Annotated in this window: 11 protein-coding genes; 9 read left to right on the top strand and 2 right to left on the bottom strand. The window is 56.0% G+C overall.

The window, feature by feature from the left end; translation table 11 throughout:
- Positions 1-72 precede the first annotated feature (72 nt).
- The 4 genes from DSM25558_RS07745 (at position 73) to DSM25558_RS07730 (ending at position 3,162) form a co-directional block, all read left to right on the top strand.
- Positions 73-984 carry an ABC transporter permease gene (locus tag DSM25558_RS07745; protein WP_077103500.1) on the top strand — a complete coding sequence of 304 codons (912 nt, stop codon included), beginning with the start codon at positions 73-75 and terminating at the stop codon, positions 982-984.
- A 1-nt stretch (position 985) separates the two neighbouring features.
- Positions 986-1,804 carry an ABC transporter permease gene (locus tag DSM25558_RS07740; protein WP_077103433.1) on the top strand — a complete coding sequence of 273 codons (819 nt, stop codon included), beginning with the start codon at positions 986-988 and terminating at the stop codon, positions 1,802-1,804.
- A gap of 10 nt (positions 1,805-1,814) precedes the next feature.
- A complete protein-coding gene (locus DSM25558_RS07735) occupies positions 1,815-2,561 on the top strand; it encodes an aspartate/glutamate racemase family protein (RefSeq protein WP_077103431.1) in 747 nt (248 codons plus the stop codon).
- A 118-nt stretch (positions 2,562-2,679) separates the two neighbouring features.
- The gene (locus DSM25558_RS07730; protein ID WP_077103429.1) at positions 2,680-3,162 is read left to right on the top strand and encodes a BA14K family protein; all 483 of its coding nucleotides are present in this window, start codon (positions 2,680-2,682) and stop codon (positions 3,160-3,162) included.
- Between the two features lie 46 nt (positions 3,163-3,208).
- Here the strand turns inward: DSM25558_RS07730 and DSM25558_RS07725 are convergent, their stop codons facing one another.
- The gene (locus tag DSM25558_RS07725; RefSeq protein WP_077103427.1) at positions 3,209-4,567 is read right to left on the bottom strand and encodes a sigma-54-dependent transcriptional regulator; all 1,359 of its coding nucleotides are present in this window, start codon (positions 4,565-4,567) and stop codon (positions 3,209-3,211) included.
- Between the two features lies 1 nt (position 4,568).
- Entirely contained in the window at positions 4,569-6,338 is a 1,770-nt protein-coding gene (locus DSM25558_RS07720) for a sensor histidine kinase (RefSeq protein ID WP_083716361.1), read from the bottom strand.
- Between DSM25558_RS07720 and DSM25558_RS28170 the strand changes: the two genes are divergently transcribed.
- The 5 genes from DSM25558_RS28170 to DSM25558_RS07700 all read left to right on the top strand — a co-directional run bounded on the left by DSM25558_RS28170 (position 6,325) and on the right by DSM25558_RS07700 (position 11,535).
- Complete coding sequence (locus DSM25558_RS28170) at positions 6,325-6,567, top strand: hypothetical protein (protein ID WP_143240039.1); 243 nt, start codon at positions 6,325-6,327, stop codon at positions 6,565-6,567. The genes DSM25558_RS07720 and DSM25558_RS28170 overlap by 14 nt on opposite strands.
- Positions 6,568-6,632: 65 nt before the next feature.
- The gene (locus tag DSM25558_RS07715) at positions 6,633-7,973 is read left to right on the top strand and encodes a dicarboxylate/amino acid:cation symporter (protein WP_077103423.1); all 1,341 of its coding nucleotides are present in this window, start codon (positions 6,633-6,635) and stop codon (positions 7,971-7,973) included.
- Positions 7,974-8,122: 149 nt separating this feature from the next.
- A complete protein-coding gene (locus tag DSM25558_RS07710) occupies positions 8,123-8,560 on the top strand; it encodes an EamA family transporter (protein ID WP_077103498.1) in 438 nt (145 codons plus the stop codon).
- A gap of 122 nt (positions 8,561-8,682) precedes the next feature.
- On the top strand, positions 8,683-10,329 hold the full coding sequence (locus tag DSM25558_RS07705) for a GNAT family N-acetyltransferase (protein WP_077103421.1): 1,647 nt from the start codon (positions 8,683-8,685) through the stop codon (positions 10,327-10,329).
- Positions 10,330-10,386: 57 nt separating this feature from the next.
- The gene (locus DSM25558_RS07700) at positions 10,387-11,535 is read left to right on the top strand and encodes an amidohydrolase (protein WP_077103419.1); all 1,149 of its coding nucleotides are present in this window, start codon (positions 10,387-10,389) and stop codon (positions 11,533-11,535) included.
- Positions 11,536-11,578 lie beyond the last annotated feature (43 nt).

The raw sequence follows: 11,578 nt of genomic DNA, 5'->3' as shown, positions 1-11,578 counted from the left end.
AAGAACAGAATGACACGGGATGCGCGGATTTTCGTCCGCGCATCCGCCTACATGAAAGCGAGGAGACGGGCCGTGGTAACAGTCAGACTGATCGGCGTTAGCGACAAGACGGACAAGAAAAGCCGCAGCTTTGCGCTTCCGGCAAAGCTTGTTGCCTATGTGCAGGCGGCACCCCTTGCCTTGATCCTCGGTTTCTTTCTAGCCCTGCCCATTCTGATGATCGTCATCGTCAGTTTCTGGGATTATGATTTTGCCCAGATGTATCCCGGTTTCGTCACCTTCAACTATGGTGAAACATTGGGATCCTGGGTCACGTGGCAGACCTATATCAACACCTTGAAATTTGCGGCCATCGTCTGGGCCATCACACTGTTTTGCGGTTTCTGGGTTGCCTATTTTCTGGCCTTTCACATTCGCACCACCACCATGCAGATGGTTCTGTTTCTTATCTGCACCGTGCCGTTCCTGACCTCCAACATCATCCGCATGATCTCTTGGATACCGGTTCTCGGGCGAAACGGGTTGGTCAACAGCGCGCTCGTCAATATGGGCATCGTTCCGGCCCCGATCGAATGGTTGCTTTATTCGGATTTTGCCGTGGTTCTGGCCATGGTGCATCTCTACACGCTGTTCATGGTCACCCCGATTTTCAACACGCTCATGCGTATCGATAAATCCTTGGTCGAAGCGGCACGTGACGCGGGGGCAACCAGCTGGCAAATTCTCTGGAACGTCATTCTTCCCTTGGCAAAGCCCGGAATTGCCATCGGCACCATATTCGTGGTGACGCTGGTCATGGCGGATTTCTCCACGGTTCAGGTCATGTCCGGCGGGCAGAGCGCGTCTGTGGCGTTGATGATGAAGAACCAGATGTCGCTGCTGCAATATCCGGCAGCGGCGGCCAATGCGGTCATTCTGCTGGCACTCGTTCTCCTGATGGTCGCGGGCATCCTGCGCATCGTCGATATCAGAAAGGAGCTTTGACATGTTTTCGGAAAAACGCGGTCGCGAATTCTATGTGCTCTCCTTCTTCTTCGCCCTGTTCGTGCTCTTTCTTTATGGACCGCTTTCGGCCATCTTGATCCTGGCCTTTCAAGGCCCAAACGGGGGCCTCACCTTCCCGCTCAACGGTGTATCCGTTCACTGGTTCGCCAATCTTTTCCAGCAGCAGGCTGTGGGTGACTTCGGCGGATCTTTCCGCCGTTCCTTCTTCCTGGGATTGATGGTGATGATTGCGACCGTGCTGGTGTCACTTCTGGCGGGCCTTGCGTTTCGCCGCAAATTCGTCGGCGCGACACCCTTGTTCTATCTTTCAGTCGCCAGTCTCGTGGTGCCATCGATCATCATTTCACTGGGCATCGGCGTTCTGTTCCAGCAGCTTGGTCTGGAACCGTCATGGTACAGCTCCGCCTTCGGCGCGCATCTGACCTGGACCCTGCCTTTCGGTGTGTTGATCATGCTCGCCGTCTTCAACCGTTTCTCCCCCTCCTATGAAGAGGCTGCCCGCGATTTGGGGGCGACATCCTGGCAGACCTTTCGCGAAGTGGTGTTGCCGATGATTGCGCCGAGCCTGATCGGCATCGGCCTGTTCGGTTTCACCCTCTCCTATGACGAGTTTGCCCGCACATTGATGACGTCAGGCACCTACAACACCCTGCCATTGGAAATCTACGGCATGACGACCAATGTCACGACACCGGTTCTCTATGCGCTGGGTGCGGTCACCACGTTCTTTTCGTTCCTGGTGATTGCCGCAACGCTTGGCCTCATCGTGTATCTCAACCGCCGCCAGTTGAAGGCCTGACCCAAACATCATGCGCATTCTCATCGTCAATCCCAATACCACCGCCTCCATGACGGCCACCATCGCAGCCGCCGCCAAAAGCGTCGCGGGCCACGGCACAGACATTGTCGCCGTCACCTCGCTTATGGGCCCTGTTTCCATTGAGGGCTATTACGACGAGGTCTTTGCCATTCCAGGCATGCTGGCGGAAATTGCCAAGGGCGAGAAAGCAGGCGCACAAGCCGTCATCATCGCCTGTTTTGACGATACGGGACTGGATGCCGCACGCGCACTTGCGACAATCCCGGTCATCGGCATCTGCGAAGCCGCCGTTGCCATGACGTCATTCATCGCCCAAAGATTTACCGTCGTCACCACGATGGAGCGGTCACGCCTGCCTGTGGAGCATCTGGTGCACCGTTACGGTATGAGCAATCGTGCCAAGGTTCGCGCTGCCGATATCCCGGTGTTGTCGCTAGAGGACCCCGCCTCCAACGCGCTAGAGCGATTGCGCTTCGAGATTGCGGCCGCAATCCGCGAGGATAAGGCAGAGGCAATCGTGCTGGGCTGCGCCGGCATGGCGGACCTTGCAGCCCAACTCTCTGCCGAATTCGGCGTGCCTGTTGTCGATGGCGTGACGGCGGCGGTTAAACATGCCGAGGGGCTGATTGCACTTGGACTGAAAACCGCCAAGCGGGGAGCCTATGCGGCCCCTCTCGAAAAACCATATTTGGGCATGCTGAACGGTTTTGCACCGGCAGCGATGTTGAATATCTAGTGCGGTTTCGCCCCAGGACGGCCACAATTCGTTCAGCACCGGTTCAGCCGAAAGCCATTAATTCTTAACCATTGAATAACAACTGGCAGCTCATCTGCCCTTTGGATGGAAAACGAAAATGGCCTCGTTTGCAGCAAAAACTCTTCTGGCTCTTGCAGTCTCTGCAGCTGTCATCGTTCCCTTGAACTCCGCATCCGCCGATGACTGGGGTCGCCATAACAGGGATGACGCCCTTCTCGGCGGCGTGCTTGGCCTTGCCGCCGGTGTCGCCGTCGGCTCCGCCCTTTCCCAGCCGCGTTACTCGGATGAGAGGGTTTATGACGAACCGCCTGTCCGTCACTATCAGACGTATCAGCCGCGCTACACCTACAACGAGCCTGACGATAACTACTACTATCGCCAGGCACCGCGCCCGGTTTACCGCGCGCAGCCGGTTTACGATACTCGCCGCGCCTATCAGCCTCGGCCAACCTATCGCACGATCGAGCCTTGGACGTCGGCCTGGTATGATTACTGCTCGCAGCGTTATGGCAGCTTCAATTCCCGCACCGGAACCTACATGGGTTACGATGGGCAGAACCATTTCTGCGTCGCGGGCTGATAGATTGCAATTTCCTCATTCCTGTCCTTGTGACGGGAATGAGGAACTATGATCCCTTCCGGACATAGTCCGTCCGGTTTATATTGTGCCGTTGAAGCTTGTCGTAGAACGTCTTACGGGCGATCCCCAGCGCGCCAATGGTACTAGAGACATCGCCATCGAATTTCTCCAGCGTTTCGCGGATGATCTGCGCCTCCTCCCGGTCCATTCTCTCAGAAAGTGTCCCTGACGTTACGCGGGCATCGGCGGATGGGTTATCTGCTCCCGAACCCTCCAGACCCAGCACAACACGTTCGGCAAAGTGGCCAAGTTCGCGGACATTTCCCGGCCAGTCATAGTCATTGAGATAGCGCGAAACGGTGGAAGTGATGCCCGGCACCGGCATGCCGAAACGCGTCGACGCTTTTTTGATGAAGTGCGAAAACAGCAGTGGAATATCCGCTTTCCGCTCGCGAAGAGGCGGAATGGACAGCGTTACGACATTGAGACGGTAATAAAGATCGTCGCGAAAATCACCACGCAGTAGGGGGTCTCCGAGATCAACCTTGGCTGCCGCGACCACACGAATATCGACGGCGCGCTCTTCATTGGAACCGACAGGCGAAACCTTACGCATCTCCAGAACCCGCAGCATTCTGACCTGTACGGCGGGCGGCATGCTCTCGATTTCATCCAGAAACAGGGTGCCTGCGCTGGAATGTTCGATGCGCCCTATGCGTTTTTTCTGCGCCCCGGTAAACGCGCCAGCCTCATGACCGAACAACTCGCTTTCGATGACAGTCTCTGGCAATGCACCGCAATTCAGTGCGACGAAATTTCCCTGCGCGCGACGTTTGCTCCAGCGATGAAGGGCCGTCGCCACCACTTCCTTGCCGCTGCCGGTTTCACCGGCTACCAGCACGTCCACATCCGTATCGGCAATGTGGCGCAAAGTATTGCGTAACCGCTCCATGGCGGGTGTCTGGCCGATGAGAGGAAGATCGTCCTCCGCTTGCAGGGCCACACGTTTCAAAGCCCGGTTTTCCATGACTAGCCGGCGCTTTTCGAGAGCGCGGCGCGCGCTTTCGACCATGCGCTCTGCCGGAAACGGCTTGGAAATGAAGTCGTAAGCGCCTTTTTGAAGAGCCGCGACCGCCATCGGCACATCACCGTGGCCGGTAATCAGGATGACTGGCAGATCGGGGTCGATCTGGCGCAGACGCTCAAAAAATTGCAAGCCGTCCATGCCGGGCATACGCACATCCGTGATGACGACCCCGTCGAAGTCTATCGAGAGGGCCTCCAGAGCCTGTTCCGCCCTTGGGAACGGCATGACCGTCATGCCTTCCAGATCCAGCGTTTGGCGCATGGCCTTGCGCAGTTGGGAATCGTCATCGACCAGATAAACCGTACCGCTCATCGTCATTTCATGCCCGTTTCAGATAAACAGAAAAACACGTCCCGTTTTCACCGGTTTCCACGTCAACGCGCCCGCCATAATCGGAAGCGATATCCCGTGAGATGACCAGCCCAAGCCCCAGACCGCCCTCCTTCGATGTATTGAAGGGAGAGAACAATTGCTCGAGAATGCTTGCTGAAATGCCCGGTCCGTTGTCCGCAATGGTCAGGACAACCTCGTCATTTGCAGTCTTTGCTTGAACCTCGACCCGACCATTCTGCTTGTCTTCCAACGCTTCAAGCGCGTTTTGCAGAAGATTGATGACGATCTGCTCCAGCCGTATGCGACTGCCGGACACCATGACAATCTCATCCGGCAGGGTGATATCCAAGGCATCCATCCGCCCGGCAAAACGACTGCGCAGCAGCATGACCGCACCTTCGATAACGAGACGAAGGCTGACGGGCTCAGCCGCTGTCCGGCCTTTGCGTGCCAGTATTTTGAGGTCGCTGGTGATGACGCCGATGCGTTCCGTCAATGAAGCAATGCTTTCGAGATTTTCGTCCGCATCCTTTTTGCGATCCCGCTTGAGAAAAACTCGGGCGTTGTCTGCAAAGGCGCGGATGGTCGCAACCGGCTGGTTGATTTCATGGGCGACGCCTGCCGCGATCTGGCCGAGAATGGACAGGCGGTTGGCTTTGACCAGTTCGTGCTGCACGCTTTGCAACTCTTCAGTCGTTTGTTCGTGTCGGATGATTTCGGCCTGAAGACGGTCGCGCGCCATCGTCAGATCGATCGTTCTTTCCTGCACACGGCGCTCAAGCTCGGAGCGATCACGCTCGGCTTCGGCCCGCGCCTGCGCTGCTTTTTGTCTGCGACGCAACCATATCGCCGAAAAGGCCATCAGCGGCATGAGGCCCGCAGCGGCAATGACACGGTTGCCAAGGATTGCCGCGTTCATGGTGGCTTTTATCGGCTGCAAATAATGCAGCGACCATGCCGTTGTGGGAACTGGCAGTTCCAGCCGCAAATAGTCTCCGCTAAGAGACGACGGCGCGTCGATCTTGACGATCGCGACTTGCGGGCCCGGATTGGACAGCGTCTCCACCGGCATGGGCGACAACTTCTCGTCGCCGAACTGAAGGCTCTCGGAGATGGTCTTTCGCCGCGCATCGTCAATCTGCGCGACGGTGTTGAAGCGCCATTCCGGAATGCTGGTCATCAAAACCACGCCATTGGAATCGACGATATAGACCGGGTGTCGACCGATATTCCAATCCGCTTCGAGACGATTGAATTCGACCTTAGCGATAACCACCCCCAGTGGACGACCATCAGGACCATCCACCCTGCGCGAAATGTAAAGACCGGGCTTCCGGCTCACATTGCCCAGCGCGTAATGCTCAGCCATGCCGGTGTCCATCGCAGCCTTGAAATACTCCCGGAACGCATAGTTGGAGCCGACGAAACTCTCCGGCGTTTGCCAATTGCTCGACGCGATGGTGACGCCATTGGTATCCGCGACATAGATGACCGACGCTTGCGTGCCCTCTATCAGGCCCTCCAGCTTGCGGTCCAGACGCGGGACGGCTTCACCGCCATCTTGGAAAGCCTCGATGATATCCCGGTCCCTGGCCAGCACGAGCGGCAAAACACGTGGGCGTTCTAGGGCGACATTAAGAAGCGCCGATTTCAATTCCGCATCGGTGGTTGCAGTGGCCAGCAGCGTCTTCATGGCCTGAACTCGCCCAAGCCTTTCGGCCGCGACGAATGCAGCCACCGCAATGATCAACCACATCACGATGAATGCTGCCCAACGAGCACGAGATGTACCGAGACTGCGCATAAAGAGAAACGCCTTTTCTGTGTGGATTTCCGCACAAAACCCCGAATTCAGTGAGCGGGAACATACACAAAACTATCTCATCCGCAAAGCCAGAAAATTAAAATTATTAATTTTCAATTGGTTGCGTCAAAAAAATCTTTCTGGCACGGGAATTGCTGCTTCATGGGCAGGCGGTCCTTGACCGTGAACCAAATACGGCGGACCCGGGAGGCCATAAGGCAGGGTTGTGACCGAGGAGGAACTAACATGATTGATAGCACAACCGTGGCCTCCAGCCACGTAAAACTGCCATTTTATCGGCACCTTTATTTTCAGGTTCTCGTAGCCATTGCCGCGGGCATCGCACTCGGCCACTTTTACCCCGCACTCGGCGAACAACTGAAGCCGCTGGGTGATGGCTTTATCCGTCTCGTCAAAATGATCATCGCCCCTGTCATCTTCCTAACTGTCGCGACCGGCATTGCCGGAATGAACGACATGAAGAAGGTTGGACGCGTTGCCGGCAAGGCAATGATCTACTTCCTGACGTTTTCCACACTGGCGCTCATCATCGGTATGATTGTGGCCAACGTGGTCCAGCCGGGTGCTGGCATGAACATTGATCCGTCCACACTGGATGGCAAGGCCGTCGCGACCTATGCAGCCAAGGCGCACGAGCAGTCCATCACCGGCTTCCTGATGAACATCATCCCGACGACCATCGTCGGCGCTTTCGCTGATGGCGATATTCTTCAGGTCCTGTTCTTCTCAGTGCTGTTCGGCATTTCGCTTGGCATCGTGGGCGAACGCGGCAAGCCCGTTGTCGATTTCATGCATGCGCTGATGTATCCGATCTTCAAGCTGGTCGCGATCCTCATGAAAGCCGCCCCGATCGGCGCTTTCGGCGCTATGGCTTTCACCATCGGCAAATACGGCATTTCGTCCGTTACCAACCTGGCGATGCTGATCGGTACGTTCTACTTCACGTCACTCTTCTTCGTGATCGTCGTTCTTGGTGCAGTCGCGCGTTATAACGGCTTCTCGATTTTCGCCTTGATCCGCTATATCAAGGAGGAACTTCTGCTGGTTCTCGGTACATCGTCTTCGGAAGCGGCGTTGCCGGGCCTGATGAGCAAGATGGAAAAAGCCGGCTGCAAGCGCTCCGTCGTCGGCTTGGTCATCCCCACCGGTTACTCTTTCAATCTCGATGGCACCAACATCTACATGACGCTGGCGGCCCTCTTTATTGCGCAGGCAACCGGCATCGAACTGTCCTGGGGTGAGCAGATCCTGTTGCTTCTCGTCGCGATGCTCAGCTCCAAGGGTGCCGCAGGTATCACCGGTGCGGGCTTCATTACCCTTGCCGCAACACTTTCAGTGGTTCCCTCCGTTCCGGTCGCCGGCATGGCGCTGATCCTCGGCATCGACCGCTTCATGTCGGAATGCCGCGCGCTGACCAACTTTGTCGGCAACGCGGTTGCAACCATCGTCGTTGCCCGCTGGGAAGGCGAACTCGATCAAGAGCAGCTTGCCCGCGTACTAAGCGGCGAGGAAATCACCAGCATCGGCGATATCCAGACCACGCCGGTGCCACAACCAGCGGAATAATTCGGACGCATAACACTCAGTTGCAAGGCCTGCCCGATGACATCGCGCAGGCCTTGTGCGTTTGCATCCCCGCTGAAACGCTTTCCAAGCCGCAAACATTCGGGATAAATGGCTTCGACTTGTTATTCATCCGCGCAATGGACCCGGAGATGAAAAACCTTATGCTTTCCTGGCAATTCTGGGCTCTGCTTTCGGCAGGCTTCGCGGCCCTGACAGCAATCTTTGCGAAGATTGGTATTGAAAACGTCAATTCGGATTTTGCGACCTTCGTCCGCACCGTCGTCATTCTTTTTGCCGCCGGTTTCATGGTCTATGTTACCGGGAACTGGCAAAATCCGTCCGCTGTGACGGGGCGCACCTGGTTTTTTCTGGTGCTCTCAGGTCTTGCCACTGGTGCATCCTGGATATGTTATTTCCGTGCTCTGAAACTGGGAGATGCCGCGCGCGTCGCCCCTGTCGACAAATTGAGTGTCGTTTTCGTCGCCATATTTGCCGTGCTGTTTCTCGGCGAGCGCCTGTCGCTACCGAACTGGCTGGGGGTGGTATTGATCGCATGCGGCGCAGTGCTCGTGGCTTATCGGGGGTGAACACACTGTCGATAGCTCCAATTGATGTCCCGCACTAATCCGAAAGGAATATTTGACGCCGAACTTTTCTGACTAGAATGAAACCTCCCAAAGAACAGGTAAATCGTAATTGGGAGGGGACCATGCGCATTGACGTGATTGACACCTGGGCTGGTTTTGATGCCATCCGGGAAAGATGGGATGCGGTCTACTTGGCCGATCCCCACGCACAGCATTTTCTTTCGTGGATATGGTTGAAGGCCTATCTGCGGCGTCGCGGGCGCTGGTTCATTCTGGCCTTACGAGAAAAGCCGGAAGGGTCTCCCTACGTGGCGTTCTTCCCTTTGCGAGTCGTTACCCAGCAGGACAAAAAAACCGGTCGATTTTTCGATGAGATCATCATGGCCGGAAATTTTGCGGCGGATTACACCGGCTTCATCACGCTGCCAGATTATGAAAGACATGCCGTTTCAGGATTTTGCGCTTTTCTCAAGGAACAGCGCTGGACCCATCTCAAGCTCGATTATTTCAGCGGCCCGCCTTCCCGTCGCGATGCAATGATAAGGGCGTTGCAAGGACCATTGGTCATGTTTCGAGACAGCACGCCGAAAAGCCCCAACAATATCGATAATTGCATCTGCCCGGTGGTTACTCTTCCCGCAACGTTCGACGACTATCTAGACACCCGCATGAGCAGCCAGACGCGCCAGAAACTGCGACGGTTCTTGCGCAAGATCGAGAGCGACAGCAGCTATAGCATCACCTTTGCCACACGCGATACCGTCGAGCACGACCTCACTATCCTGTTCGATCTCTGGCGTATCAAATGGGCAGCGTCCAAAGGCAAGGAGCGAACGGAAAAGCTCATCTCGGCAACACGTGAAATGCTGATGGATTGCTTTTTGGATAGGACTTTGGATCTACCGGTTCTCTGGTATGAAGATCGACCACTGGGTGCGCTTGCCAACATCGTGGACCGGCAAAAGGCTGCTATTCTATTTTACATTACCGGGCGTGATGAAAGCTGGGCGACACCGTCTCCAGGGCTGATCCTACACGGGTACTGCATCCGACGCGCAATCGACATGGGGTTCAAGTCCTATGATTTCCTGCGAGGCAACGAGCCGTACAAATACATGTTCGGCCCAAAGGAGAGAACAACGACCTGCACGCTGTTCAAGAGCCGATCCGGAGAAAACCTCCAAGGCAAACTGCATCCATTCAGCTTAGGTTTCGTCTATCAGCAGGCTTTGAAACTTTACAAGCAGGGTGCCAAGGCCCAATCCGAAATCGCGTTTCGGCAGGTCCTGGAAACTGCCCCCAACCATTATGGCGCAGAATTCGGATTGGCCAATCTAATGTTCGAGAAAGGCGAATTCCGGGAGGCGGAACAGTCTTACCTCACCGTCAGCCGAATGGTGGCAGACCCGCTGCCGGCTTTGCTGAGGCTGGGTGAGACAAGACTTGCGCAGCGTGATTACTCAGGGGCTGTAAAAGCGTTTCAGGATGTGATCAGACACGCACCCTTTCACCACGAAGCACTCTATAAATGCGGAATCTCTCTCATCGCCGCCGGACGACGGAAAGAAGCAATTGCCGTTTTTGAAAAGCTGCAAAACTATCACTCAGACGACACGACCAATATGCAGTATGCCGAAAAAGCAAAAGCCGCTCTTGCCCGCATAAGACTGTCCGTTGAACCGGCTAAAATGCTGAGCGGATCAATGATGGTGACAGGACAAGAAGCGGAGCAAAATCGACACTGGATACGGCCGAAGGTTTTGCATTGAGGGATCGAAGCTGTAGAACGGGCGCTGTATCGTTTACAGCCATCCCGGCAGGTTATCATGTTTCTATCGAACCGCGACCTTGTTGAACTTATCGACATTCGCCACGAACTGCATCGGTTCCCCGAAATATCGGGGGAAGAGAGAGAGACGGCGCGCCGGATCTGCACCTATCTGGAAGCGTCACCGCCAGACCGACTGCTAACCGACCTCGGTGGTCACGGGGTGGCGGCGATATTTGAAAGCGGCAATGACGGACCGAGCGTTCTCATCCGCGCTGAACTCGACGCACTGCCCATTGTGGAACAATCAGACATCCCTCATCGCTCCACCGTCGAAGGTCGGGGGCATCTGTGCGGACATGACGGCCATTCCACCATATTGCTGGCCTTGGCGCGGGGGCTGTCACGACAACGCCCGCATACAGGCAAGGTTGTTTTACTGTTTCAGCCAGCAGAGGAAACCGGGGCTGGTGCAGCGGCCGTTATCGCAGATCGCTTTTTTCAAGACATAAAGACTGAATACGCTTTTTCTTTGCATAATCTGCCGGCACTGCCGCTCGGTCATGTTTCGCTGATTGAAGGGCCAGTCAACTGCGCATCGCGTGGAATGAAGATAAGGCTTGCGGGCAAGACAGCGCACGCCTCTTCACCGGAGCATGGTGTTTCGCCAATGCAGGCAGTCTCCACACTGATGCCCGCGCTCTCCGCTCTCGGGCAGGGTCTTCCGCCGCAGCCGGATTTCAAGATGGTGACCATTACCCACGCCGTGATGGGTGAAGCGGCTTTCGGCATTGCACCAGCCGATGCGGAAATATGGGCGACACTGCGGACCCTGACCGATGATCGCATGGCGGAACTCTGTGCCGCGGCTGAAACGCTGGCTAGACAGACGGCGGCGGCGAACGGGCTGACAATCGAGATTTTCTACGACGATATTTTTCAGCATTGCGAAAATGATACGGATACCGTCGCTCTGCTTCGGACCGCTCTTGATGAAGAGCAAGTGCCGCACGATGGCCGGGCTTTGCCGATGCGCGCCTCCGAAGACTTCGGCCGCTTCGGCGCGGTTTCCAAATCCGCGATGTTCTTTCTGGGTGCGGGCACCGACCATCCCAACCTTCACAATCCCGATTATGATTTCCCGGATGCCTTGATCGAAACGGGCGCGAGGATATTCATGCGGACGATCAGGACTCTGACGGATTGACGCTTCCATGCGCGTCAATCCGTCGCAGACCACAACAGATTTC

The organism is Agrobacterium sp. DSM 25558, assembly GCF_900100825.1.
Taxonomy (GTDB): Bacteria; Pseudomonadota; Alphaproteobacteria; order Rhizobiales; family Rhizobiaceae; genus Agrobacterium.
The sequence above is the reverse complement of the archived record's forward strand: the minus strand, read 5'-3'. Positions and strand labels throughout refer to the sequence as shown.